The 26,555-nt window shown below is 42.7% G+C and carries 21 protein-coding genes; 8 read left to right on the forward strand and 13 right to left on the reverse strand.

Going from position 1 to position 26,555, the window contains the following annotated elements; genetic code table 11:
- The first annotated feature begins 107 nt into the window (after positions 1–107).
- Positions 108–1,271 (forward strand): VanZ family protein, encoded by a 1,164-nt coding sequence (locus tag FFM84_RS12345; RefSeq protein WP_130845533.1) that lies wholly within the window; start codon positions 108–110, stop codon positions 1,269–1,271.
- A 70-nt stretch (positions 1,272–1,341) separates the two neighbouring features.
- Positions 1,342–2,250 (forward strand): magnesium transporter CorA family protein, encoded by a 909-nt coding sequence (locus FFM84_RS12350; RefSeq protein WP_130845532.1) that lies wholly within the window; start codon positions 1,342–1,344, stop codon positions 2,248–2,250.
- A gap of 194 nt (positions 2,251–2,444) precedes the next feature.
- On the opposite strand, the gene FFM84_RS12355 is transcribed toward FFM84_RS12350, so the two are convergent.
- Positions 2,445–3,506 carry an aspartate-semialdehyde dehydrogenase gene (locus FFM84_RS12355; protein ID WP_130845531.1) on the reverse strand — a complete coding sequence of 354 codons (1,062 nt, stop codon included), beginning with the start codon at positions 3,504–3,506 and terminating at the stop codon, positions 2,445–2,447.
- A gap of 300 nt (positions 3,507–3,806) precedes the next feature.
- Between FFM84_RS12355 and FFM84_RS12360 the strand changes: the two genes are divergently transcribed.
- Positions 3,807–4,061 carry a hypothetical protein gene (locus FFM84_RS12360; protein ID WP_130845530.1) on the forward strand — a complete coding sequence of 85 codons (255 nt, stop codon included), beginning with the start codon at positions 3,807–3,809 and terminating at the stop codon, positions 4,059–4,061.
- A gap of 231 nt (positions 4,062–4,292) precedes the next feature.
- Here the strand turns inward: FFM84_RS12360 and FFM84_RS12365 are convergent, their stop codons facing one another.
- Both FFM84_RS12365 and FFM84_RS12370 read right to left on the reverse strand, forming a co-directional pair.
- Entirely contained in the window at positions 4,293–4,514 is a 222-nt protein-coding gene (locus FFM84_RS12365) for a hypothetical protein (protein WP_130845529.1), read from the reverse strand.
- Positions 4,511–5,140 carry a TMEM175 family protein gene (locus FFM84_RS12370; protein WP_130845528.1) on the reverse strand — a complete coding sequence of 210 codons (630 nt, stop codon included), beginning with the start codon at positions 5,138–5,140 and terminating at the stop codon, positions 4,511–4,513. Before FFM84_RS12370 ends, FFM84_RS12365 begins: the two co-directional genes overlap by 4 nt.
- 164 nt (positions 5,141–5,304) lie before the next feature.
- Here FFM84_RS12370 and FFM84_RS12375 point away from each other — a divergent pair, with 164 nt between their 5' ends.
- On the forward strand, positions 5,305–8,061 hold the full coding sequence (locus FFM84_RS12375; RefSeq protein WP_130845527.1) for an MMPL family transporter: 2,757 nt from the start codon (positions 5,305–5,307) through the stop codon (positions 8,059–8,061).
- Between the two features lie 490 nt (positions 8,062–8,551).
- Here the strand turns inward: FFM84_RS12375 and FFM84_RS12380 are convergent, their stop codons facing one another.
- The 8 genes from FFM84_RS12380 to FFM84_RS12415 all read right to left on the reverse strand — a co-directional run bounded on the left by FFM84_RS12380 (position 8,552) and on the right by FFM84_RS12415 (position 18,532).
- Positions 8,552–10,327, reverse strand: a complete 1,776-nt coding sequence (locus tag FFM84_RS12380) for an SLC13 family permease (protein ID WP_130845526.1) — start codon at positions 10,325–10,327, stop codon at positions 8,552–8,554.
- A gap of 237 nt (positions 10,328–10,564) precedes the next feature.
- A complete protein-coding gene (locus FFM84_RS12385) occupies positions 10,565–12,301 on the reverse strand; it encodes an aryl-sulfate sulfotransferase (protein ID WP_130845525.1) in 1,737 nt (578 codons plus the stop codon).
- Positions 12,302–12,394: 93 nt separating this feature from the next.
- Positions 12,395–13,324: a DHH family phosphoesterase gene (locus FFM84_RS12390; protein ID WP_225424656.1), complete on the reverse strand. Its 930-nt coding sequence runs from the start codon at positions 13,322–13,324 to the stop codon at positions 12,395–12,397.
- 16 nt (positions 13,325–13,340) lie between these two features.
- A complete protein-coding gene (gene cysC / locus FFM84_RS12395; RefSeq protein ID WP_130845523.1) occupies positions 13,341–13,952 on the reverse strand; it encodes an adenylyl-sulfate kinase in 612 nt (203 codons plus the stop codon).
- Entirely contained in the window at positions 13,945–15,120 is a 1,176-nt protein-coding gene (gene sat, locus FFM84_RS12400) for a sulfate adenylyltransferase (RefSeq protein ID WP_130845522.1), read from the reverse strand. Before sat ends, cysC begins: the two co-directional genes overlap by 8 nt.
- A gap of 2 nt (positions 15,121–15,122) precedes the next feature.
- The gene (locus FFM84_RS12405; protein WP_130845521.1) at positions 15,123–16,727 is read right to left on the reverse strand and encodes a sulfotransferase family protein; all 1,605 of its coding nucleotides are present in this window, start codon (positions 16,725–16,727) and stop codon (positions 15,123–15,125) included.
- A 725-nt stretch (positions 16,728–17,452) separates the two neighbouring features.
- Positions 17,453–18,022 carry a hypothetical protein gene (locus FFM84_RS12410; RefSeq protein ID WP_130845520.1) on the reverse strand — a complete coding sequence of 190 codons (570 nt, stop codon included), beginning with the start codon at positions 18,020–18,022 and terminating at the stop codon, positions 17,453–17,455.
- A 75-nt stretch (positions 18,023–18,097) separates the two neighbouring features.
- The gene (locus FFM84_RS12415) at positions 18,098–18,532 is read right to left on the reverse strand and encodes a GNAT family N-acetyltransferase (protein WP_130845519.1); all 435 of its coding nucleotides are present in this window, start codon (positions 18,530–18,532) and stop codon (positions 18,098–18,100) included.
- A gap of 168 nt (positions 18,533–18,700) precedes the next feature.
- Between FFM84_RS12415 and FFM84_RS12420 the strand changes: the two genes are divergently transcribed.
- Positions 18,701–20,854: an LTA synthase family protein gene (locus FFM84_RS12420; protein WP_130845518.1), complete on the forward strand. Its 2,154-nt coding sequence runs from the start codon at positions 18,701–18,703 to the stop codon at positions 20,852–20,854.
- 401 nt (positions 20,855–21,255) lie between these two features.
- Positions 21,256–21,774 (forward strand): hypothetical protein, encoded by a 519-nt coding sequence (locus FFM84_RS12425; protein WP_130845517.1) that lies wholly within the window; start codon positions 21,256–21,258, stop codon positions 21,772–21,774.
- A gap of 30 nt (positions 21,775–21,804) precedes the next feature.
- On the opposite strand, the gene FFM84_RS12430 is transcribed toward FFM84_RS12425, so the two are convergent.
- A complete protein-coding gene (locus FFM84_RS12430) occupies positions 21,805–22,815 on the reverse strand; it encodes an NAD(P)/FAD-dependent oxidoreductase (RefSeq protein WP_130845516.1) in 1,011 nt (336 codons plus the stop codon).
- Between the two features lie 136 nt (positions 22,816–22,951).
- Here FFM84_RS12430 and FFM84_RS12435 point away from each other — a divergent pair, with 136 nt between their 5' ends.
- Entirely contained in the window at positions 22,952–23,713 is a 762-nt protein-coding gene (locus FFM84_RS12435; RefSeq protein WP_130845515.1) for an alpha/beta hydrolase, read from the forward strand.
- A gap of 530 nt (positions 23,714–24,243) precedes the next feature.
- Here FFM84_RS12435 and FFM84_RS12440 read toward each other — a convergent pair.
- Positions 24,244–25,269, reverse strand: coding sequence for a PrsW family intramembrane metalloprotease (locus FFM84_RS12440; protein ID WP_130845514.1), 1,026 nt, complete (start codon positions 25,267–25,269; stop codon positions 24,244–24,246).
- Between the two features lie 190 nt (positions 25,270–25,459).
- Here FFM84_RS12440 and FFM84_RS16420 point away from each other — a divergent pair.
- The coding region (locus tag FFM84_RS16420; RefSeq protein WP_137643812.1) for an Ig-like domain-containing protein at positions 25,460–26,555 on the forward strand (1,096 nt) is incomplete at its 3' end.

A 26,555-nucleotide genomic window follows, 5' to 3' on the forward strand; every position in this document is an offset into this window, starting at 1 on the left:
ATGTGGGCGAACGATAGGTGGCAAGTATGACTAGTTTTTATCAATGATTATCGATAAAAACTATCTTTCAACCTTTAGTTTAATTAATTCATCGGGGGGACGCCATTATGCGAAACTTAATCACTAAACTCTATCAACTGGCTCAATCTAGTCATATCGTCAGTACGTTGCTCGAACCCGCGCACATTATTATTTTGGCGTTGCCATTCGTCACCTTACTAATTGCCTTAATCGTTCTATCCGGTCAGTTACACAGCCACGAAACCCTCAGTGAACGGCGAATTGTCAGTACTTACTCCTTTATCTGGTACCTAGCAGCCAGCTATTTACTGATTATTTTGCCACTCCCTTCACGCAGTTCAGTGGCCGCCTTAACGAGCGCCGAATATAATCTCCAACCTTTTTACTTCGTCACGCAGCTTAAGCTACTCACCGGTTTTCAGCTAAGCAATCCGGCGACATGGTTAGCAACATTTAAAACATCGACTTTTTTCCAACCGTTTTTTAACGTGATTCTCTTAATGCCATTTGGCGCTTATCTGAAAGGCCGTCACCATTGGCCAATTTGGTTAATCACGTTGGCTAGCTTCGCCCTATCGTTATTCTTTGAAACCACTCAACTCACTGGGCTGTACGGCTACTACAGTCGGGCTTATCGCATGTTTGACGTGGATGATCTGATCACCAACACGTTCGGTGGCTTTTTAGGTGCCGTGGCACTAGGCTTTATTCCTAAAAAATGGTGGCAAACCGATCATTCTCGTCAACTTAATCATCAAGATCATCCCATCAATTGGCGTCGTATTGGGGCACTTATCATTGACTGGGGCTTAATTGCATGCTTTGATGCCGGTTACTTTGTACTCGTTAAACATTTTAATTGGCCACTACCGCATGATTTTCGTTGGCTGTATGTCTTTAACATCTTAGCGTTCTTCTGGTTACCAGCCAAACTCTGGCGTGGTAAAACGATTGGTGGTTGGTTAACCAATAGTCGCCTTTTAAGTACCACCGGTCAGCCAGCTAGTGGTTGGCAACTTTTAGTTCATTATGGTGGTCTTTATTTCATTAGTTTGCCACTACTTTTCTTAGACTTGTGGTTATTCAATAAACTGGGAAACGTTCCTAGCCCAACACTCAATCGGTTAGATATTAGCCTTGTCATCGTTTCTTTAATCTTACTCATTATTAGTTACGATCTACTCTTAACTTTCTTCAGTCGCGAGCATCAAATGTGGTGTGAACGGTTAAGTCGGACGACTGTTCATTAAAACGCCCTTTACGTTCGGGGCCAAAGCATGTTAAATTGAGAGTAAATCAAAAATCTGGAAGTTTACAAACATGATAAAAGTAGAAGCCCTAAGCGACGATTTCCGGTGGGTCGCAGTTAACAATTATACGGATAATGATTATAATCAGCTCATTAATGAAGAAGGCGTCACCGATGAAATGTTGGGTTACGCCACCGACCGACATGAACGTGGCCGACTCGAATACGATGCCAAAAGTGCCATTACCACGTTGATTTTTGACGTGGTGACCAAGAACATTGATGAAGGGACTTACACCGCTCAAGTCAGTTTTATGTTGGTTGAACACACGTTGCTCACCTTCACGACTGACCACACTGATTTTGTTGAAGACATGTTGGCGGATGTGATCGATGCCGATTGGGAAAAAGTCCAACATCCCATCGATTATATCTTTGACGTGATGTACAAGTTATCACGTCAATACTTTCAAGCAATTAATGCCATCAACAAAGACCGGCAAAATATCCAATCCAAAATGCGTAAACAAATCCAACGTTCCGTCATTCTACAACTGATGGAATTAGAAACGACATTGGTTTACTTTTTGACTTCGCTCAAAACCAATAATGACATGTTACAATCGCTCAAACGCTTTGCACCAATTAAATTATCAACGACACAAAAAGAACGCCTTGATGATATCATTGTTGAAGCACAACAAGGGCTCGAAATGGCTAACATCGCTTCTGATATTATTGGTCGAGTTTCCAACGCCTATTCAAACATCTTAGATAATAGTTTGAACAACACCATGTGGCTATTAACGATCTTTTCAATCGTGTTGACGATGCCAAATATCGTTTTTGGCTTTTTCGGTCAAAACGTCGATCTCCCATTCACCAAAAATCCATTCGGTTGGGAGATTACGGTCATCATCGCGATTGGCTTGTGCGCCCTCACCATTTGGCTACTCCGTCGTAATTCATTTCGTAAATAAGCCTCAAAAAAGGTCGCCGATTCGAAAATTCGAATCAGCGACCTTCTTTTGATGTCAGAATATTTATTGCCAAAACGTGCACCAAAAGTCAATCAGTTCCGCTTAACCCTGCTAACCAAGCAATCCAAGTTCAGGATTGTTCGGTTAGCAACGTTAATGCTCGCTGACTGCCCGACTTTTGGCTCACTCTAATCTTATTGCATGTGTAACAAGCCTAACTTATCTAAGTGTTCGGCGATTTGAACGGAGTTCCAAGCCGCACCCTTCAATAAGTTGTCAGAAACGTCCCACATATGGAAAGCCATTGGATCTTCTTGATCAGGACGAACCCGGCCAACGAAAGTATCCTTAGACCCTTCAGCATTGTGAGCTTGTGGGTAAATTTGATGATCTGGATCATCTTGTAACACGATCCCAGGAGCAGCAGCTAAAGCGGCTTGAATGCCTTTAACGTTAGCTTTAGGGTCTTCAACTTCAAAATAGACAGCTTCGGAATGACTAACAGGTACCGGAATCCGGACACAAGTAGCCGTAACTTTGATATCATCACTATCCATATCGCCACCACACATGATCTTCTTGGTTTCATGGATCATTTTCCATTCTTCATGGGTATAACCGTCTTCTTCAAAGACATCAATTTGTGGTAACGCATTAAAGGCAATTGGATAATGCTTCTTATCACCAGAAACGGGTAAAATGCTAGCTTCCATTTCCTTACCATCTAAATAAGCTTGTGCTTCATCACGTAATTCTTGTACCGCACGGTTACCAGCACCACTAACGGCTTGATACGTGGACACAATGACCTTCTTCAATCCAAAGGCCTTGCGAATTGGTTCCAATGCCACGACCATTTGAATCGTTGAGCAATTTGGATTGGCAATAATGCCATGATGCTTGTACAAAGCATCTTCGTTCACTTCTGGTACCACTAATGGGACTTCGGGGTCCATTCGGAACGCACTTGTATTATCAACAACGACTGCACCACGTTTAACAGCTTCAGGCGCAAACTTCTTAGAAACTGAGCCACCCGCTGAGAATAAGGCCAAATCAATCCCTTCAAATGATTCTGGGACAGTTTCTTCAACCGTTAACGTTTGACCGTTGAACTGCAATTCTTTACCCGCCGACCGACTCGAAGCCAGTAATTTAACTGAATTGACTGGTAAACTCGTTTGTTCCACCATTTTGATCATCCGGGCACCTACAGCACCGGTTGCACCGACAATCGCGACGTTATATCCACTCACAATGAAGACCTCGCTTTGATAGTTATTGAAACTCAAGTATAGCACATTCAAAAAAATTAAAAACTAATGAGATCTAAAAAAATAATGATCCTAATCTCAAATCAATTGAGGACGACTTAACTGTTAGCGATTAAGCCTTATCAAATCAACGTTTACTCGCTTATCAGGCGTTCATTAAGTAATCAAAAAAATTATTTTTGCGCCCTTGACCGCATGAAAGCGTTGTCAGATTAGTTAACCCGTTTCACTTTAGTTGCTTATTCCACTGAAATGAGTCAAAATATATATCGAGGTGAAGAAATGCCAACCAAAAAACGATCGACGCGCGTTAGATTATTCGCTGATGTGAATCACGTCTTGGATACTTTGGAAATGAATTCTGCTCATTTAGTTTCAGAGTATTATCATCAGATGGCAACCACCGGTTTGATTCCCAAAGGTTTTCATGCCGATCAGGCTTGCCAAACAGCTAAAGATGCTGATACCCACCAAATGTCAATGATGACGACTATTGACGATTTAGACCAAATGTACGCTAATCTTAAAGAATGCTAGCTACCTGGTCGGGGATCAATGACTCATTCAATTTAATCCGTTACTAACGTTTGTTACTGAATGACGACCGGCGATTCCGGGCGTCTTTTTTTGTGTCTAAAAATCCCAGCAAACTCACCCCGCCTTTTTCTGTTATTTACTTAAAACTGGGCTTCTCAGTATTTGCTCATAAAAAAGCTAGATCAATTTTATTGACCTAGCTTTTTTAAACGTGTTGACTACGACCTGCGTTTAGTGCCGTTGCTTCAAAAAATGATCAAACTGCGTATTAATTGCATCCATGACTTTCGGGTCATGCAAATCGGCCGGTTCAGCTGCCGTCCCACCAGTAATATCACTGACCACCTGCAAATAGCCAAAAAGTACTTGACTCGGATCAAGGTGGTACTGTTGTGCCAAGTTTACTGCTAAATCATAACGATCTGGACCCATTAATGCTGAATAATTTGTCATGCTGATTTTCCTTTCGATAAAGCCAATTGATTACTCATCCGTAAATATGCTAAAAAGTGAAAAATAATCCCACCCGCTAGTAGTAAAGCCCCTAACCAGACTGACCAGAAAGTGCTTACAATGGCTAATCCATAAATAGACACACTGCGAACGGGGTCGAATTTGATGGCTGCGTAAAAGTCATTAGACACCCGCGTACTTTTTAGCTCTTGATGATGGTGTAAATACAAATACATAAAATAGAAGGTCGCTGAAATGAACAACGCAACCAAGTCATAGACAATAAAAGCGGCTTGCATATCTGCTCGGTTACCGCTAGTCAAAGCTTCCGCAACTAACGACATCGGATAGTCAAGCAACGTGATACTAAATAGCATCAGTAAATTCAATATATTTACATTCCGATCAATTCGTTGCAACATACTAAAATAATCATGATGAAACAACCATAACGTCCCAACGTAAAAATATGAAAAAGCATAGGACAAAAATAACGGCCATTGTGCTAACAGCGCGGCCAGTAAGTGTCCCGACTTAAAGTCTGGTACATGGAATTCCAAAACTAAAATCGTAATTAAAATGGCAAAAATACCATCGCTAAATGCTTGAAAGCGATCCGTTTTCATCAAGCATCCCCCTCTCACAATTTCAATAGGATAGCATAACTGTCTATCAATTGCTGGAATTTGACTTTTCAAGCGGTTACATCATTCAATTGTAATGCCCAGCACAAGTCATCTATGGTAGACTTATCATAACGAAATCAATAGATGAGGGGCGTCACATCCACATGAAAAAATTTCTCAAACCGAAATTTTTGTTCTTGGTCTTTTGGATTGTCGTTGTCTTTGTCGGCATCGCCGCGTTACCAAACGTGCAGTCGCTAATCGACAGCCATCAAAGCCAAACGAGCAGCCAAGTTTCCACGGCAAAATTGACAAAGCTACAAAATAAATGGGGACGCGGGTTGGCTCATACCGATCAACTCGTATTAGTTTTTAATAATCAGCGAACTCAATTACTGCCGAGTCAACAGACAAAAATTGACAAAGCCTTAAAGCAAATCAATAAAAAGGCGAAATACTATGGCATTAAACAAATCCGGACGATACATACTTCAACTAATGATCAGCAATTATTAACCTCTAAAGATGGTTCCACCGAATTGGCCGTTGTCGCCGTTGATAATCAACAATCCGAATTAAAAGTCGTAGCTAACCAACTGGCAGATGCGGCTAAGGTCAAAGGACTCAAAACCTACGTGACCAGTACAGATTTAATTGCCGCTCAACGACAACAAACGCAATTAAATCACACAATTATGATTCTCGTTATTGGTGCCATCTGTACATTGCTTTTATTAGGAATTATTTTCCGATCCCTACTGATTCCACTAATCAACTTGCTCATTCAAACCATTACCTTAATTACAACAACTAGTATTGCTGCAAATGCCGTTACCTTCTGGAAACTTCCATTTGCCGGCAATAGTGTGCTTTTAATTGGGATCAGTGTTTTGATTTTAAGTACAGTCTTAACCTGGTCTTACATGAATGATTACTTAGCCGAAGCTGAAAATACTGACGATCTAGAAGCCGACGCCCTAGCAACATTATCCGGTCAATTTAAAAAGTGGTTAATTGTCCTAGTCAGCTTTGCTTTGATGACTGTCGGATTAAGCTTTGCTGCTTTGCCAGCAGTTGCTTCTAGTTGGATACTTGCCTTAGCGGTGGTTTTATCTGCGTTGGCGGTGCCAACCTTAAATTACACCTTTGCTGCGCTACTCGGCCATGGTATTCAATGGCCCGGGACTCAAGCTTGGGGTCAACGCTCCAAGAATCTGTGGCGGCAATTTGGACGTTTTAGTCATTGGCGACCACTATTAGCATGGTTAGTCGCCTTAATCTTAATCGTGCCTGGTTTGTGGTTTGCACAGGCACGGTTCTCGTATGATACCTTAACACCTGATTTACTAGCCACCACCACTAATGCTGAAGATGGTAGCCAAGTAATCAGTGCACACTTTGGTGCTGGTGAAACCACGCCAGTTACCATTAATGTCTCCACGAACCGTAACTTGACCACTCAAAAAGATTTACAAACCATTGATGCGTTGACAACCAAGTTACAGCATGTGGCTGGGGTTAAATCGGTTGTTTCCGTGACTCAACCGACTGGTCAAAAAGTTGCGCAGTACTATGTAGGTAACCAATTAGATACGATTAACGCCAACCTCAGCGTTAACCAAAAAGACTTACAAAAGATCAAAAAACGTTTAGACAGTAATCAAGAAACCTTAACTAGTACCCAAGTTGGCCAACAGTTAAAGAACTTGAAGAAACTGCAAAAACAAATCAACAAACTCTCGACTTACAACGACCGCATCTCTAATGCACTGGTCAATACCGAAATGACTGCCGGCAATATTACAGGTAAAAACAAACGCAGTCGCCGGGCCTTACGTTCATTGAATCGAGAACTCAACAAAGCTGACAATTTAGTTGCCAGCATCACTGATTTAACAAATACCGTTCAAATGAACCAAGATAGTGTCGTATCCATGTACGATGAAACGAATCAAAAGATCAAGTCCGTTAATAAGAAGTTAGCAAAAACCGTTAAACTCGTTGGTACTGTGGGTAGTTCAATCAATAAAACCAACACCTACTTGGCTAGTTTGAAAGCCAGTGAAGTCGGTAAAGCGTTCTACCTACCAGCCGATGCTTACAATAGCAGTCTCTTTCAAAATAGTTTAACGACCAATACCAGTAAAAATGGTCATCAAACACAGTTGATTGTGACCTTCAAGACGGCTTCAACTAGTACGACTAGTTTCCATGCGTTAACTGCGGTGAAACAAACCGTTAAAGCGAGCCTACTAGCCACACCACTCTCAAAAGCTGACATTAACTACAGCGGTGAAACCGTTACGCAAAGTAGTATTCGTCAAACCTTCATTTCAAACTACTTGAAATGGGCGTTATTAGCGTTTGTTTTAATCGGTGTTTGTCTCTGGTTAGGCCTACGTTCAATCGTCTTGAGCGAATATTTGGTTATTGGGTTAGGGCTTATCGTAACCGCCAGTTGGGGCTTCACGCGCCTACTCTACACGAGCTTCGCCAACTTTGGGAACTTACCATGGTTAACCCTCGTTTGGGGCAGTATCTTATTAACCTTACACTGGTTACTCATCAGTACCGTAACGGTTAATCGTCGTGATTGGTTACACCAATTTGAAGCTGAAAGTTTGATGCAACATTTCGCTCGTAGTGGTCGCATGATCTTACCCGTTAGTTTGTTCGAATTAGTCTGTGTCCTCCCAATGTTGGGCATGCCAGAACAACTCTTACAATCAACTGGGATCATGGTTCTGATCGGCATTATTCTAAGCAACCTAGTCACCCCACTGATCTTACCGGGATTGATTGCTTGGACAGTTAATCCGCCTAAGCTCAATGTTAAGTCATGGGGCCCATGGCTTAAGGCCCGCTTCAAGCGAACACCTAAAGCTAAGAAAGCCAAATCGACTAAATCAGAGCAAAAATAATTAACTCAAATACCACCAACCTTGCGATCAACAAGGTTGGTGGTATTTTTTTATAATCAAAATTAGTCGTACTTACCACCTGCCGTTCGCCCACCTTGAGCCGGAACGCTGTGGGCGGACTGGTCGAGCCATAAACCGGTCTCGACCATCGTTTTGAACCACCCAACCCGTGTTTCAAAAGCGCCGAGCTCTAAGCGATAAATCACTAAGAGCTCCCACGGCTGGGCTCAATGTGGAGGCACTCTCGGTTATCAATGATGTCTAAATTAATTAGTCCACGATATAACCGGAGTCAATCAGCGATGGCGCCGGCCGTGATAACATCGTTAGTCCGGATGATTTTGCCGGACTTTACGATGTGGACGACTTTTGAGACTAGCGGGTTGGGCTAGGCTCTTGGCTGAAGCCGGTCCCCACAGCCGGCAGAATCACTGGCTGGCGTAGGTAACAAGTTAATGCTGGCAAGACTTTCTGCCATCTTTGTACTACTTTATAAAATCACATAAGCATAATACGTCACGAACACACAAATCACCATACAAATCAGGTTAAGTGGAATCCCAACTTTAAAGTAATCGGTAAACTTATAGTGACCGGGACCATAAACAATCAGATTCGTTTGATAGCCAATTGGCGTTGAAAAGTCGGCAGTAGCCGCGATCGTAATCAACATGACTAACATTATCACTGGTAAGTTGACAATTTTCGCCGCTGAAACCACAATTGGAAACATCAATGATAATGCCGCCGCATTCGATAAGATGGCCGTTAAGAAGTTGGTGATAAAGTACAACAAGAACATATAAACTATCGGGGCCGAGTTTCCTGTTAAGGCCACCAATCCTTTAGCAATAAACTTATCCGCACCAACATTGGACATTGCAACGCCTAAGCTGTAGGAACTTGCAACTAAGAACAAAACATTCATATCAACGGCCTTCACCACATCATCAACCGTCACACACTTAGTTAAGAACAAAAGCACACAGGCCGCGGCTAAACCGACAAATAAATCGATCACACCAATGGTGGATGCAATAATCGTTGTAATCAATAACAAGAGTGGCAAAAAGTCTTTATACGTTGTCGCCACATTTTGGGTTGGTTGCGTATTAAAGACATGGACATCTTTCATCGCTTCAAGTTGGGCACCATCATTGTTGGTAATCGCCACGAGATCATCGCCGGCCTTCAAATTAATCCGACCAATTTGACCTTTTAACTGAACCGCATTTCGATGAATCGCGACGATCACACTGCCATACCGATTACGAAAATTGGCTGATTTAACCGTTTGATTAATCAATGTTGAGTTTTCGGGAATCGATAGTTCTACAATTTGTGCCTGTTCATTCGTAATATCAGCCATATTGACCTTTTCAGTACTGGGAATTAATCCTTTGATTTGTAATAAATCATTGATTTCGTTAATCGAACCGGTGAAGTACAACTTGTCGCCTTGTTGTAGTTCGACAGCTTGACTGACGGGGACAATGGGACGGCCAGCGCGATTGATTGCGGCCAAAAAGACATTTTCTAAATCACGCAATCCAGCTGCAGCTACAGTTTGCCCAAGGTATTCAAAGTCTGGTCCAACTGACATTTCAATCAAATAATCATTTGGGGCGTCCGTGACTTCATCTAAAGGACTATTGCGATAATTAGGTAACAAGTGATACCCAATCGTCATCAAATAACCAATCCCAACGATGGTAATCGGCAGCCCCACAATCGCTAAGTCAAAAGTCCCGAATTGCTTCAAATGGTATTTGGATAACAATCCCTGAGCAACTAAGTTTGTCGACGTCCCTAAGACCGTCAACAAGCCACTTAAAATCGTGGCATACGATAGCGGAATTAAGAATTTTGAGGCCGATAGTCCTTTCTCCTTACACCATTTCTGTACCATCGGCGTTAAGGTTGAAACGATTGGCGTGTTATTCATAAAAGGCGAAATCACACTCACGGTCGTCAATAATTTCAATAACGCCCCACGTTCATGTTGCCCATTACCCAAAATACGGTTAAACAACCGATTGACAACATTACTCTTCGCAATCGCATAGGCCATAATATACATCAACGCAATGGTGGCTAAACCATCATTAGCGAACCCCGCTAGCGCATCACTAGGTGACAACACCCCAATTAATAATAAGAAACCCAACGCACATAAAATCACGGCGTTCGGGGTGGTGATTTCCATGGCCATCACAACAAAAGTTACGACTAAGGTTATTAAAACAATGGCAATTTGAACGGTCATTTACCAAGACTCCAATCCGCGACAACGCGCTATTTTCGATCAACTAGACTTTTATTGTAAGCAACAAATATGACCAAATTCGCGCTAGCCTGTGAAAGCATTAGGCAATTCCGCAAGATTTTGAGAAGATTGTGTGTGTATTTTTAAAACTGGCCAAAAAAAGAAGCGTGCGACTATAGTTATTTAATGCAAAAAAGAGTTTGGGTGTTATCCCAAACTCTTCCTTTGAATTCATACCTATTCATTAGTTCCGTAACTGTGTTTCGTTGGATATAAGGAGAATCGTTCGGCCCGATAAACGTAACCGCCGCTCCCCAAATTACTTAACTTCACGTTAAAGACTTGTTTTTTCGTCTTTGTGTCATATTCAATAATATTCGCGGCATCACCGTTATCTAACCACCCGAAGTCAATCAAGCGATTACTGCTACTGAGGTAACGGTTCGACCCGATAATATTACTAAAGTTGGCCTTACCTAACGATTTTCCATAACTACCGACTTGACTAATTGTCTTGGTCTTTTCGTTAATATGGTATTCGACACCTTCTGAATACTTACCAGAAGATTTAGCCAATGACGACTTCGTGGTCCCGACCGCAATGTTATTATTGAAGATTAATAGATTCAAGGAATTCTTATTCTTCAACGTTGATGGATCAACAATCGCAGCGTGTTGACCACCTGGCCAAGAAATCTTGCCACTCGCCTTCAACAAATACTTCCGATAAGACTTCGGCCAAGCTGAACGTTTCTTACCCGATAGAATCCACTTAATCTTTTCAGTCTTGTAATCAATCTTCATGACCAAGTTTTGATTCCGACTAGAAATAATCAAGCTCTTATCGGTTGAATCGTAATAAACCGAATTTTCATGGAACCAGTCAGTTTTACCCATGTACTTAGAAGACTTGGTTGCGGAATATTGTTCATAGAATTTCGCTGGTAAGATGTTCTTCATGTTAATGACCTTGGTAATCTTACCGGTCTTATGCGAAATCACGATCATCGTATCTTCAACATACTTCCGACCACCATCAGAAACCGTGGCGATCAAATCACCATTTGGCAATTCAGTCACATCATGGTGAATTTGGTTATGGTTTTGTTTCTTAGAACCAGCCGTCTTCCCCCATGCTTTATGGTTTAAGCGATAGACCTTGTACATCTTACCCGTGTAATCCATTTCAACTAATTGATTAAAGTAGGAATTAGACTTCTTCGACTTCGTCCAGATCAACAAATGTCCATTACTTAATTGCTTAAAGATATGCGAGGTTGGACGTGTCGTATACCAACGAATTGTTCCATCCGCATCCATCCCAAAGGAATAGTTCTTAGACTTGTTTTTACCAGAGATGGTTGTCCGGACCATAAAGGTTAACTTAGAATTACCCGAGCCTAAGACCATCTTTGACTTGTTATTCTTCTTAACCGAGACCTTCATAGAAGACAATGAACTTGGTAACTTCTTAGTCTTCAAATAGATCGTCTTCGTTTGTTTGGTCTTATTCTTATAAGTGACCGTCACTTTGACTTTGTTCTTATAGTTAGCATACAAACCAAGCACTTGTAACGTATGGTTCTTCGTATACTTAGTCGTCTTGTTGGTAATCGACGTCTTACTTGTCTTTCCAACGACTGTATACGTCACTTTAGCCGCTTTAGTCGTATGGAACGCTGCAATCGCGGTCAGTGGCGAACTTCCATACGCATTCACTTTAGTATACATGTTACTAAAGGTATAGCTAGATCCACTAGCAGCAGCCTTTTTTATCTTAGTGGTTGTTGATTTTTGTTTCTTAATACCACCATAAACCAGCCGCGAATTAATATCCTTCTTAACCGCACTGTCTGAACGGACCTTGCTACCATTGCTAGTCGTCTTGGTTGCGGATTGATAGCCATACCAACCGGCAGCCCCGCCACCAAGTACCACCACAATTAAAATGATGAGCCAAACTTTCTTGCGCATATCATCGACACCTTTACTAATAAATGTAGCGGCCTCCAACTTGGAGAACCGCCGAATATTTTATCCTATATCTTTAAGTAAAACACGTTTGACTTAAAAAAGCTCTCGCATGCGCTCAATTAACTGCTCAGCCACCGTTAAGTTTTGAACATAAGTACCACTAGCCAACGGATGGCCGCCACCACCAAAACGTCGAGCTAAATCATCGATTGGCACTTGCTTAGAACGCAAATGCACCCGATAAGTGCCATCAGGATGTTCAATCAACCACAGCCAACCTCGGACATTGGTTAATTTTCCCGGTAAGGCCACCACAGCATCGACTTCATCTAACCGCAACCCTAATTGACGCAACGTGCGTTGGGTCAATGTTAAGATGCCAACTCCATGATCATCAACTTCCAGATTGCTTAACACGTAACCGGCCAACTTACTAATTCGTGGTGTTAGATCCGTCACCTGATGGCTGACACGACTGACATCCACACCTAATGCCGCTAACTTCGCGGCGATACTCAACGTCCGGGCCGTCGTTTCTGGTGTTGAAAATTGAACCGTATCACCTAAGATCCCGGCATACAAGCGACTCGCCGCTGCCGTATCCAACGTCAACTGTTGATAGTTAGCTTGATAAAACGTATAGATCATTTCCGCGCAACTCGAGAAATCGGGATCAACCCAATTCAACTGTCCATATGGATCTAGATTAGGATGATGATCAATCTTAATGACAGGAATCCCCACCGGTAGTGCGCCATCAATGCGTTGCGCATTAGCGCAATCCACCACAATAATGAGATCATCGGCTTGCGGTGTTTCTAATGTTATCGCTGCTGGATCGCTTAACCACGCCAAAGTCTGACTCGGCGTGCCACCAGCCATCACATTTTTATCAGGAAAGGCCTGTTGCAACAAACCGATTAACCCGAATTGACTACCTAACGCATCCGGATCAGGATTTTGATGGCGGTAAACATAGATGTTGGCATGTTGCTGAATCATCGTTAAAATTTCAGTTAACATCATCAAGCCACCCGTGTTAAGCTGACAGGTCTAAATAACCATGATTGGTTAAATAGCGCATGATTTGTTCGACCGACTCACTTAATGGTTGTTTCGACGTATCAATAGTAATTTCCGGTTGCGTTGGCGCCTCATAAGGCGCATCGATCCCAGTAAAGCCTTTGATATCACCACGACGAGCCTTGGCATATAATTGCTTCACATCACGTTCTTCACACACGGCAAGTGGCGTATCTACAAAGATTTCGACAAATTCACCCGCTGCCAATAAGTCACGCACTTGGTCGCGATCCGCTTGATAAGGTGAAATAAACGCAGTAAGTGTAATGACACCGGCATCAACAAACAATTTAGACACTTCACCGACCCGACGAATGTTTTCTTGCCGATCAGCCGCAGAAAAGCCTAAATTACTGTTCAGTCCAAAGCGCATATTATCGCCATCTAAAACATAGCTATTCACTTGTTCTTCATAAAGCCGTTGCGCTACCGCATTGGCAATCGTTGATTTACCAGAACCTGACAACCCGGTGAACCACAGCACGGGGCTGCGATGACCGGCTAATGTTTGACGTTGTTGCTTACTAACTTGCGTATTTTGCCAAGTAATATTGGTTGATTTACTCATGAACCATCGCCGCCTTTCGTTTTAACCCATCAATTAAGACTTGAGCGACTTCTGGTCGTGACACTTCTTTTGGTGGTACCACGCCATCGCTTAACATCTTCCGGACCTTAGTCCCGCTCAACGAAATATGGTCGTCATCTGGATGTGGGCAAGTCTTCGCCGTCGCCATTGAGCCACAACGTTTGCAATAGAAAGAATTTTCAAATTTGAAGAAGCCCATCCCAAGTTCGGATTCAACGGACGTAATCAAGGCTTGGGCTTCGTAAGTCCCATAGTAGTCACCAACACCGGCATGATCACGGCCGACAATAAAGTGCGTACAGCCATAGTTTTTGCGGACCGTTGCATGTAAGATGGCCTCACGAGGGCCCGCATAACGCATCGCCGCTGGATAAATGACTAAGCGGACACGATCAGCGGGATAATAATGCTTCAAAATCGTTTGATAACTGTCCATCCGCACATCGGCCGGAATATCATCAGCTTTGGTTTCACCAACAAGTGGATTCAACAACAAGCCATCAACACTTTCAAGCGCCGTTTTTTGAATAAATTCATGAGCACGATGAATCGGATTACGTGTTTGGAAACCAACAATGGTTTCCCACCCTAATTCATGAAACATTTGGCGCGTGGCTTTGGGTGCCATATAGAATTGATCGAATTCACCATGACTCGGTTGTTTCAATAATTTAATGGGACCACCTAAATAGACATCACCGTTATCAAGCATGCGTTTTACTCCAGGATGCGCACTTTCAGTAGTGCCATAGACCTTTTGGGCTTCGACTTGTTTGTCAGGTCGGAATTTATCGGTCACGGTTAAGGTCCCATATAAAGTCCCATCAGCGGTCTTTAAGGCAACTTCTTGCCCAATTGTCACCGTTTCAGCCGTGGCTTCATCAACCGGAAGCGTAATCGGAATAGACCACAATACGCCGTTCGTTAAATGCATGTTGTCGACGACACCGCGATAATCAGCTTCCGACATAAAGCCAGTCAGTGGACTAAAGCCACCAATCCCAATGAGTTCCAAGTCGGATAGATTCCACGCATTGATTGTTAAGCTTGGTAATTTTTCAGCAGCTTGTCGTGTTGCGTCAGACTCATCTAATAAATCAATTAATTGGCCGCCGTGCGGTAAAATACCTACTGTTGTTTTTGTCATTATTAATCACCTATCTGTTTTAAAATTTTGTCATGATATAACGCTAAATATTGTTGCAAAGCGGCTTGGTTAGCCGGATCTTGACTAGCTGCTGTTATTAGCTGTGCCAAGTTTTGGGCAACCTGGGCCAACGTTAGTGGCGCTTCTGGCATCGATACCGCTGAGTTGTTTTCAACGACAACCTCATCTTGTTGTACGAAAGTTGCCAATTGAGTTTGCGTATCCGGTTGTGTCACCGCGGCCGCTGGGATAATCAAGTAAGGTTGGTCTTTGACCGCATGCAAGACACGCACGGTGGATCGTAAGGCCACCTTTAAGGCTGCTGGATCTTGTTGTAATTGTTCAAAGTCTGCGACTAAAACCAAGTTACGAGTCGCTAAGCCCATTTCGTCACTAACGGCCATGATCATTTCAACAACCGAGCTAGCGGCAACATCACCTAAGCCCCAAACATCATCATGTTTGGCATGTTTACGAATAAAGTTATTTAAATCTTCTTTGTCACTAACTAAGACATAATCTTTTGGATACGTGACCTCCCAAGGCTGGGTCGTCGCCAACTTTTGACTTAATTGTGTTTGTAATTGATGTGCGCGGGTATTATCGGCCGTTTGTAACACCACACCAAGTTCGGTTAATTGATCATTCACGTGTTCCACGGCCGCTGCATCATTCCCCCAAACATAAACGGTCTTACCAGGAATCTTTTTATTAAAGTCTCGATATAAGGACCCATGTTTAGTCACATATTGATCAGTTAATTGTTTAATTTTGAGATCAAATTCTTCTGATTCAAAGAATTCAGGATCATTCGCCGCTCGCACTGCTAATAAATACAAGGTCTTCGCATCCGGATCGATATTGTTATCCGCTTTAAAGTCGGCCAAGCTTTGCGCACTGTCACTATGTTGCAAGTTTGGATCAATGAAGCCATCAATTTCAGCCTGCAATGTCCCTTCATCGCTTGGCCATGGTAATTGCAATTGATCAGCAATGCGTTTTAAGGTCGGTAACGTTTCATTAAATAAAGCCTCGTAAGTAATTAAAATCCGATTCTGATTCTTCGTATCACGCAACGACAATAAGGTCCGCACTTGCCATTGACGTAAAGCCAAAGTCGCATCGCGATGCCAAGCCCGACTATTGGAATTCACCACATCAATCGGGTTACGGATTAAAATAATCTCAGCCGGTTGCACGTTGATATCAGCTAGTACTGCTTGCCAGAGCTCGATATAATCATTCATCCGGGGATCTTTAATCGCTAAGTATCGTTCATCTGCAAAAAAATCAGTTAAGTATTTGGTCAAGTTTTCGCGATCTTTTTTTATTTTGGCACTATCCTCATAACCGGCAAAGGCTGGACGATAACGAATCTTACTCCCAATCGACTTATGGATCTTAATCACATCTTTATTCTCAAAATAGCCTTTGGGATTGATCTTCTTACTAGGGCCCAATAAGTTATTAGTGCCTAGCGAGATGCCCATAAAACTAATACATTTCGTTAAGACGGACGTCCCGGAACGACCACTGCCGAGAATTAAGACGGCTTTTTTCTTGGGCCGCCATCGATTCATCAAGTGTTGCATCAAACTGTTTGCCATTGTCATCATCCTAACTTTTAGTAGTGGTGCGTTGTCTGGCATACCAGAAACATTAGTAATAATCCTAGCATGGTTTTCGGCCGCAAATATTACCGTGGTCTGAAAATAATATGATTAATTCACGAACAAATAACTAAAAACTAACCGTAAAAAAGACTTAATTAAAAGCCGCACAATTTCGTTCAAACACTGTTGAATCAACTTTTGTTTCAAATTGTGTGAATTTTAATTGACCAAATCAGTCAACGTGAGCTGGTAAAAATTGGGACTAATGAGATCTATTTGCTCACTTAGTCACATTTAAATCAGGGCACAAAAAAACATCACTTTAGACTTAGCAATCTAAAATGATGTTTCGTTAAATGCTCAATCGTCGAGCTGATCCAGCTGTCATTCAACCGAAAAAAATAAGCAATATTGGCTTAAATCGTGCTAAATTGGTCATCCCTGGCTGGCTCCGGTTATTTTGCAAACCGATTAATCTAAGCAACCATTATAACCGAGAGCGAGTCCACATTGAGCCCAGCCGTGGGGGCACTTAGCGATTTATCGCTTAGAGCCTGGCGCTTTTGAAACACGGGTTGGGTGGTTCAAAACGACGGTTCAGACCGCCTTTTGGCTGAGCCGGTCCCCCCACAGCGTTCCGGCTCAATGTGGGCGAACGGTAGGTGGCAAGCAAATGGCGAAAACTTGCCGTAAAAAATAACTTTCAATCCTTAGTTATTTTATCCCCGTGGTTTAGCCCCGGAAATTTGAAATTCTTTGGCATATGGTGTGCCCGCTGCCCAAGCCTTAACTTGTGTGGCCGTCACATCAGCCCACACAGTATCTACTGGTAAATCTCGCAACTTCATCGGATCCTTGACCGTCAATTGATAATCCTGCGCCCAAACCAATAGCGCTGGGATCACCGTCAAATCATCATTTAACAAATGATATGTTGCCGCCGATGTGTCAATTTCTAAATTAACCGTCAAGCGATCTTTGAATTTGACGATCGGGCCATAATCATTGGTCACCGAATGGTAAATACCGATGGTCAGTCCATTGATCATCGTTGGGCCAAAGGAGCAAAATTCAGCACCATGTTCATCAGCCAATGTTAATCGGCCCGGCGTGATCGTCAACTTGCCGACCGCAAACGGATCGTGATTTAAAGCCTTCGCTAAAAAGCCATGCTGTTTTGGTTTGGGTTTTGGATACGTCTGTTCATTCAACGTAATATCCATAAATGTTAATTGGTGTTCTAGATTGGTCGCCACATCAGCCACCGTAACTGCTTTTGGTAAGTCCATCCTATCCACTCCCAGATAGTTCTCATTCTCTCTAATCTAAGAATACCACTAATCCAGTTGACCGAAATAATCATTTTAAAGGGTTAACGTCATCGTTTGATGGGGCAATCCTGCTTCAGTAAATGGTTCGCCACTTGGTTGAAAACCTAAGGCTGTGTAAAACCCTTGTGCGGTCACTTGCGCCCCTAGCGTTAATTGTTGATACCCTTGTTGCCGCGCATCCGCAATCATTTGCGTGAGTAATGCCCGCGCATAACCATGTCCCCGAGCATCCGCTAACGTGGCTACCCGTTGAATATGTAACGTTTGTCCATCTGTTTCTGGCGTCATCCGGGCTGTGGTAACCGCACCATCCGTCGTATAACCGACATAATGCCATGTCGCATCAGTCACTTGGTCAAGCTCTAATGCGGGATCAATGTGTTGTTCTGTGATAAATACTGCCTTACGAATCATAATCGCATCGGCGTAAACCGTCGAATCTGTTTGGTTACTCATTTTAATTTGCATACTCGCGCCTCCATCTTTAAATTTGAGAATACCGTTTTTATTTAACGCCGTCAATCTCGCTGGCTTTAACGAGATGTTAACCATTCAAAACGACGAGATATGTTAAAATGACATGATGACTGTTTATCGAGTCATATCCAAAATTGTGACAAATGAGGTCTGATTAATATGTTAAAGCAACTCCGCCAGCGTCTAAATACGCGGCTGGGATTCTTTTGGTTACTCGTGCTCTTCTTTTGGGCCAAAACAATCTACGCTTATTTGACAGAATTTTCACTCGGCGTGTCTGATATTCTGCAAGTCTTGTTAATGCTGGTCAATCCAATTGCCATTACGGTCTTTTTATTTGGATTAGCCTTGTATATTCGCAAAACCGGTTTTTATTATTATTTACTCTTATTAATAGATACGCTAAACACCGTGATTTTATACGCCAATATCATTTATTATCGCGAATTTACCGACTTTATGACCGTCAGTACCGTTACGGGCTATTCTAAAGTTAGTCAGGGACTAACTGGCTCATCACTGGCTTTAGTCCATTGGTATGATTGGTTGTATTGGATCGATATCATCGTCATGTTAGGATTGTATCTCTTCAAACGATTCCGACATGATGATCAACCAATTCGTAAACGTAAAGCTTTTGCAATCACATCAGTCGCGATTGCTGGGTTTGCCTTAAACTTAGCGTTAGCCGAAGCCAATCGGCCCCAACTGTTGACGCGAACCTTTGATAATAATTACATCGTCAAATACTTAGGTCTTGATGCCTTTTCACTTTACGATGGGATTAAAGATGAACGCACCAATCACCAACGTGCTAGTGCTAAGAAGTCTGAACTAGATACCGTCAAAGACTTCACCCAGTCCCATTATGCCAGTCCCAACAGTAGCATGTATGGGATTGCTAAAGGTCGCAATGTAATTGTGATTCACTTGGAAAGTTTCCAACAGTTTTTAATTGGGAAAAAGGTTAATGGCAAAGAAGTCACCCCATTCTTGAATAAGTTGTATCATAGTCAATCGACTTATGCGTTCAAGAACTTCTTCCATCAAGTTGGCCAAGGGAAGACCAGTGATGCCGAAAACATGTTGGAAACCAGTACTTATGGATTATCGACCGGTTCACTGTTCGCCCAACTTGGATCAGATAATACATTCCAAGCGGCACCGGCAATTTTAAATCAGCGCAGTAATTATAGTTCGGCGGTCTTCCATGGAAACGTGGCTAGTTTCTGGAATCGGAATAACACTTATAAGAACATGGGCTATCAGTACTTCTTTGATGCCAGTTACTTCGATACGACCGGGGATAAATCAACCGGTTATGGGTTGAAAGATAAGCTACTCTTTAAGGATTCAGTGAAGTATCTGGAACGCTTGCAACAGCCGTTCTACGTCAAGTACATCACTGTCACCAACCATTTTCCATTTACGATGGATAAGGAAGATACCACTTTTAAAACGACTGATACCAGTGATTCAGCTATTAACGGTTACTTCCAAACAGCGCATTATTTGGATCAATCGATTAAAGAATTTTACGCTTATTTGAAAAAATCGGGCTTGTTGAAGAACTCGATGATTGTCTTGTATGGGGATCATTATGGGTTATCTAATAGTGAAAACTCAACCTTGGCCCCACTGCTTGGTAAGAGTAGTGATGATTGGACGAGCTACGACAGCGCGCAATTGCAACGCGTACCGTTCATGATCAACTTGCCAGGGACTAAAGGTGGTAAAATCGAATCCACTTACGGTGGTGAAATTGATGTCTTGCCAACAATCTTGCATCTATTAGGAATTTCTAGCAAACGTTATATTCAATTCGGGACCGACCTCTTCTCTAAGCAACATGATCAAGTTGTCGCCTTTCGAAATCGTGACTTTGTCACACCGAAGTATACGGTACTAAGTGACAAAGTTTATAGCAATGCCACGGGTAAACAAGTTGAAATGACCGATGCCATTCAAAAAGTCATCGATAAGGATCAGAAGAAAGTGAATAAAGAATTGAGTTTGTCAGATTCATTAAACTCGAAAAACTTATTACGCTTCTATCATCCTAAGGGCTTTAAGAAAGTTGACGCGTCGAAATACAACTATGCGGACGGCTTGCAAAAAGAAATCAAGATTGAAAATGCCTTGAAGAAATCAGCAACTAGTCTCTACGCTGAAAATGGTGATAAATCGACGACATCACTCTACAAGACTGATGCGCCAGAAGCGTCACATAAGAAGACAAACTCCACTCGGATTCAAATTACCAATCCGGATGACACGTCAACGACTAACAGCAGTAGTAGTTCTAAGAAATAAGCATGACTTAAACCGGCTCCCATTATCTGAGAGCCGGTTTTTATGTGCGTTCAAGTCGATTTTTTAGACGTTTGTGACAATGTAACCGTTTTAGCATTGAACCACGTTATGATACGGTTAGCATTGAATAAAATCTAAGCAAAGAAAGCTGGTCATATAATGATTCTACTCAGTATTATGGGATTTGCCCTAGCAGTGCTTGGTTGCTATTTGATTGGTGGTGGTTGGGTCGACAATGGCTTCGAGCTTTATCGTAATTATCGCCGCTCACACTTGCCACTCACTAGTTTTATTCAGTTACTGGTGCCTAGAAGTCACCGATGAGTCACGTTTAGCCAATAGCCATCACTCTTATGGGTATTGGCTTTTTCCATACTAAATTATGATAAGGGGGAATTTCTATGCAACGCTTAACAAAAGCACTAATCGACTTTAGCACTGATTTATTTGGCCCATTAACCCCCAGACAAACTCAGGAGCGCGATCACCAATTGGCGATCAGTTTTTCCTTGCTATCATTACTTGTTGGATTCACCTTTTTTATCAGCTTTTTAACTGATATCGCGCACAATCAACTCAGCTGGACAACTGGCGCTTTAATTGTATGTTTGGCTATACCGGCCTCAATCAATAGTTACATGTTTAGAAAGCTACGATTGACACACGATTTTGAGGTCACCACTCAATCCGATTACAAGTATTGGCGGCGCATTGCTCGTCGACAAATCATAATTGATTGGTTCATAACTGTGCTTTTTTTCATTTTTGCTTTGAAATTGGCTGATTATTTTGATTGGACTGCCTTAATTATCGTTCTAATTATTATTACTTTCAGTCACTGGATTCGGTATCGTCGGCTCTTACGCAAAATCATTTTCATAAAAAAACAGCCGTTTAGTGACAAAAAAAACAATTCCTAGCTATTAAAGTTAGAAATTGTTTTTTTAATATTAAGCTTGTTGGTGCGTACGTTTTTCAAATAAAGTCGTACTATGCAACGGACTACGCCGTTCTGGATACAGCTGCATCATCAACTGATTAACCGCATTAGGGGCTTCGCCAAAGCCACTGGCAATTAATCCTAGCTTTCCTGTAAAGGTCACGGCATCGCCAATGGCGGCAATCCCAGGCACATCAGTATTCATCTCTGAGTTCACGGTAATCAGATGATGCGCCATACTTGGCGTTACTTGCCAAGCTTGTAACGCTTTATTGTCGGCAATAAAGCCATAGTTCACAACTAAGTCATCCACTGCGACGTGTTCTTCCGCGTCCCCCCGAACTTCTTTCATCATTAAATCTAATTGGCCGTTATCTAAGCGTTCGATCGTTTTAATCAAAAATGGGGTTTTAACGGTCACACTCGAGGCCTTTAACAAGTCCACACTATGTTCCATGGCACGGAATTGATTGCGACGATGCATGATCGTCACTTGTTTAGCAACGGGTTCTAGCATCAAAGCCATATCAATGGCGGAGTCGCCCCCACCCGCTACCAAGACCGTTCGATCCTTAAAATCAGCTAAACTTGGAATATGGTAAAACAATTGTTGATCTTCAAACTGCTCGGCACCTGGTACGGCTAATTTCCGTGGTTCAAATGCACCTGTCCCCGTCGCCACAATAATCGCTTTACTGTGTGACACCCGGCCATCGACCGTGGTAATGGTAAAGTCGCCCATTTCACCCGTCACGTTGGTTACGGCACTTTTCGTGTGAACATCAATTGGAAATGTCTGCATCTGTGTCGCCAATTGTTTAACTAACTCGCGACCTTTAATGGCCGGATAGCCAGCAATATCATGAATCATTTTTTCTGGATAAAGGGCTTGAACTTGCCCACCTAACTCTGGCAAACTTTCGAGTAACTGTACTTTGGCATTCCGCATCCCGGCATAAAACGCCGCAAACATGCCTACGGGACCGCCACCAATAATGGTTAAATCGTATTCAGTCTCCATTCCGCAACCAACTTTCTCAATTGTTAATTAACTTTATTCTAGTGGATTAACCAACGATTTGCAAAAAGCTTTTACCCGCGTTTTAATAGGATTTATGAATAGTTTATTTGAAAGACAATAAAGGAGCGTTTTGGGGATGCGACGAAAACGAATCATTCAATCATTAGCCGGTATTAGCGTTGGCATTGTGATCGGCTCAGGGGCTTACTGGCAATGGCGATTAGCACCACTTAAAGCAACCACTGTCAAAATGACCAACATTCCAACTGTCTTTGTCGCTGGCGATTATGCCCGCGCATTTTCAACCAATGGCTTTGTCCATCGTTTAAGCAGTACTCATCTGATGACTAAAGCCTTGGTGGTTAATGTTGCCAAAAATGGGCACTTGACCATCAAACAATGGGCACCCTTACGGCGCAATCCTACAATTCAAGTCATTTTCGCCGATAATCACCACCCCAAGCGCCAGGCTCAACAATTAGCCGTGGTTATGGCACAATTAAAGAGACGTTACCATATCACGACTTATAATGCCGTTGGTCATTCTTCTGGTAGCAACATTATTTGGCAATACCTCGTTAATACCGCCAAGCAACCGCAACAACCTAAGATTCATAAATTTGTTAGTATTGCCTCGACTTATCCACAGGTCACATCTCAATTACACCAGTTACCCACCAAAATACCGATTCTAAACATTGGGGGCCAGATCTGGCAAACAGCCGGCGATGGTGAAGTTTCATTAAAAGGTGTTTTAGCTTTTAGTCAAAAGTTACGTCAACAGGGCTGGCAGCCAAAAACGGTCATTATGCATGGTAGCCCGTTCACGGTTGAACATTCGCTGTTACATATTAACCCAGCCGTCGATCGTCAATTGGTGACCTTCTTATATCAATAAAAAATAGCGCGATGAACAGCCACATTTGCTGTGTCATCACGCTATTTTTAGGTTATGGTACTATCCACCTACACTAGTCAGCAATTCTGCCGGCTGTGGGAACGGCTCCAGCCAAAGTACGGGCTTCCACCTCGCTTTTAAACCGCTAGTCTCAAAAGTCGTCCACATCGTAAGCCCGGGAAAATCACCTGGACTAACGATGCTTTCACGGCCGGTGCCATCACTGGACGACTCCGGTTATATCGTGGAATTAATCAATTTAGTAGCCATCATAACCGAGAGTAAGCTCACATTGAGCCCAGCCGTGGGAATCTCTTAGCGATTTATCGCTTAGAGATTGGCGCTTAGAGATTGGCGCTTAGAGATTGGCGTTTTTGAAACACGGGTTGAGTGTTTCAAAGCGACGGTTCAGACCGCTTTTTGGCTGAGCCGGCCTGCCCACAGCGTTCCGGCTCAAGGTGAGCGAACGGTAGGTGGCAAGTTAACTCATTTTTAACCAACGATTCTTGCTAAACCAACTACCAATTAAACTACGGTAATGGTAAAAACGCATGCTCTTCGGCTGGAATTCCCGCTTGTCGCAACATTCGGACTTCACGTAATCCCGCTTCAATCAGGACAAGAATCACGACCCAACCACCAGCAATTAGGATTAACTGATGAATGTAAAAAATATCTAACCAAGCAAATGGAACGTGCCAATCCCATAACGCATGGAACAGTACCGCTAACCCATAAAATCGCATAAATTTGGGTCGCAATACCGTTTGTGTCGTTAAGGGCCGGTAATCGTCTTTAGCGAAGACGACTGCGGCACCCACCATCGCTGACCACAAAGTGTGCGTGCCAATTGCCTGCCAGGATCGAATCACTAAGGTAACTAACCCATAATCCATCCCGTAACCAGCCGTTTCAAACACGGCAAAGCCAGCGCCAACTGCCGCACCAATCAACATCCCATTGAAAATATAATTCAATTGTAAATGATTAATAAACCACGCGATGATCAAAAGTTTCCCAGTCTCTTCAATCAAGCCAATTAAGGCAGCTGACCACAAAGCCGTCCCATTGGCGGTTGGGATCAAGGTGTACAAGAACATCGTCGCCACCATCGATGCCACCCCACCGAGTAAAAAGACTTCCAGTACACTCAAAATTGAGACATTTTTGAACACATTGACTTCAAAGAAGTAAATCATCAATGAAAAGGGCACCGTTAACGATCCCATCACCAATAACCCTGGGAGGACTCGCTCATTCTTGAACGCATAAAATAGCAATAACAATAAACTAAATGTGACTAATAGAACCACGAGTACTCGCGAAAACAGCCACGGTTTAACCGGCGCATCCGATACTTCTGCTAACGGTGGCGTCGTGGCTTCTGTTCCCGCAATAAAAATCGCATCGGCATCGTTTTTGGTATGCCGGTCAAAGACTTCCGAAAACATCCGCAATGGATGAATTTCAACAGCTTTCGCTTCCCCTGTCCATTCATTTAATTCCTTGGTTGTGTCATCTAGTAAGTTATGTTTTGGCTGTTTCGGTGTTGCCATCACCAAGCCCCCGTTTCAAAAGTTAAAATTAGCCCTTTCATCATACCGTTTTTAAGCCAATTAGTCCAAATGGTCTAATTCGGCCGATTTCCTAACAATCCTTATTGATATCGCCTTCATGTATACTCATGGTAACTTATGGATGTTGAGACCGGCAGCCTCAGCAGATATAGATTGGAGGAGAATAAGCATGTTTAGGAAATGGCAACTGTTACTATTAGCACTATTTGGTGGATTGATTTTATTTTTAAGTCCACCACTGATTAGTCATGCTCGCGTTGTGACCGAGACTAGTGGCTTTGATGAGGCAAGTGCTGTTATTAAAGATAGCCAAGGTAAAATTTATGCGCACGATGCTGTTTTGTCAGCCGAGAATAGTTATACCGTTAGCTATAAATGGCGAATTTCAAATTCGGCCAAGCTAGCCGCAGGTGATACAATTCTTGTTTATGTTCCCACCAACGTTCAAATTACCAAAGCCATTAGTTTTCCAATGAAAAGTACTACTGGCCTATCAACGATTGGTGACTTTACCATTGCGGCTGGATCACATGTTGGTGTATTTACACTCAATAACAAATTAGTGACCGACAATTTATTCCGTAATGGCTATATTAACCTTAACGTTCATGGCGCCGGTACCACTGACGAACAAACTCCGCCAGAAACGCCAGAACCCATCACCATGAATAAATCGGCGGTGTGGGTTGATCCAGATACTCACGATGCTATCCGTTGGAATATTTACGTCAATAATAATGACCAAACTTTACTGAACCCAGTCATTACTGACACTTTAATTGGTCATCATGTTTACATTCCAGAAACAGCACAGGCCACAGTTAATAAGCAAGTAACACCGGTAACCGTGACAACTAATGGTAACCAGATTGTCTTTAAGCTTAGTGGTAAGTTTACAAGTCCATTGAAGTTGACCTACCAAACAAAACCCACTAGTGAATTAGTCGATGAAGTGTACCAAAATGATGCTACCTATCATGATGACAACGACAATGAAGCCGCGGCCGATGCGGAAATCGTCTTAGAACAAGAGGAAACACCACCCGTTACCCATCCCGGTGGTAGTGAGAATCCAGAAGATCCAGGAACCACTGAGCCCGAAAATCCTGGGACTACCGAACCTGGTAATCCTGGCACCACGGAACCTGAAAATCCTGGGACTACCGAACCTGAGAAACCTGGCACCACTGAGCCTGAAAATCCTGGGACTACCGAACCCGGAAAACCTGGTACCACGGAACCTGAGAAACCTGGGACTACCGAAC

The sequence above is a fragment of the Lactiplantibacillus mudanjiangensis genome (assembly GCF_005405385.1).
In the GTDB taxonomy this organism is placed as follows: domain Bacteria; phylum Bacillota; class Bacilli; order Lactobacillales; family Lactobacillaceae; genus Lactiplantibacillus; species Lactiplantibacillus mudanjiangensis.

Coding starts and splice junctions, on each gene's coding strand:
- FFM84_RS12345 (WP_130845533.1), top strand. CDS start 108: ATGCGAAACTTAATCACTAAACTCTATCAACTGGCTCAATCTAGTCAT.
- FFM84_RS12350 (WP_130845532.1), top strand. CDS start 1,342: ATGATAAAAGTAGAAGCCCTAAGCGACGATTTCCGGTGGGTCGCAGTT.
- FFM84_RS12360 (WP_130845530.1), top strand. CDS start 3,807: ATGCCAACCAAAAAACGATCGACGCGCGTTAGATTATTCGCTGATGTG.
- FFM84_RS12365 (WP_130845529.1), bottom strand. CDS start 4,514: ATGACAAATTATTCAGCATTAATGGGTCCAGATCGTTATGATTTAGCA.
- FFM84_RS12370 (WP_130845528.1), bottom strand. CDS start 5,140: ATGAAAACGGATCGCTTTCAAGCATTTAGCGATGGTATTTTTGCCATT.
- FFM84_RS12375 (WP_130845527.1), top strand. CDS start 5,305: ATGAAAAAATTTCTCAAACCGAAATTTTTGTTCTTGGTCTTTTGGATT.
- FFM84_RS12380 (WP_130845526.1), bottom strand. CDS start 10,327: ATGACCGTTCAAATTGCCATTGTTTTAATAACCTTAGTCGTAACTTTT.
- FFM84_RS12385 (WP_130845525.1), bottom strand. CDS start 12,301: ATGCGCAAGAAAGTTTGGCTCATCATTTTAATTGTGGTGGTACTTGGT.
- FFM84_RS12390 (WP_225424656.1), bottom strand. CDS start 13,324: ATGTTAACTGAAATTTTAACGATGATTCAGCAACATGCCAACATCTAT.
- cysC (WP_130845523.1), bottom strand. CDS start 13,952: ATGAGTAAATCAACCAATATTACTTGGCAAAATACGCAAGTTAGTAAG.
- sat (WP_130845522.1), bottom strand. CDS start 15,120: ATGACAAAAACAACAGTAGGTATTTTACCGCACGGCGGCCAATTAATT.
- FFM84_RS12405 (WP_130845521.1), bottom strand. CDS start 16,727: ATGGCAAACAGTTTGATGCAACACTTGATGAATCGATGGCGGCCCAAG.
- FFM84_RS12410 (WP_130845520.1), bottom strand. CDS start 18,022: ATGGACTTACCAAAAGCAGTTACGGTGGCTGATGTGGCGACCAATCTA.
- FFM84_RS12415 (WP_130845519.1), bottom strand. CDS start 18,532: ATGCAAATTAAAATGAGTAACCAAACAGATTCGACGGTTTACGCCGAT.
- FFM84_RS12420 (WP_130845518.1), top strand. CDS start 18,701: ATGTTAAAGCAACTCCGCCAGCGTCTAAATACGCGGCTGGGATTCTTT.
- FFM84_RS12425 (WP_130845517.1), top strand. CDS start 21,256: ATGCAACGCTTAACAAAAGCACTAATCGACTTTAGCACTGATTTATTT.
- FFM84_RS12430 (WP_130845516.1), bottom strand. CDS start 22,815: ATGGAGACTGAATACGATTTAACCATTATTGGTGGCGGTCCCGTAGGC.
- FFM84_RS12435 (WP_130845515.1), top strand. CDS start 22,952: ATGCGACGAAAACGAATCATTCAATCATTAGCCGGTATTAGCGTTGGC.
- FFM84_RS12440 (WP_130845514.1), bottom strand. CDS start 25,269: ATGGCAACACCGAAACAGCCAAAACATAACTTACTAGATGACACAACC.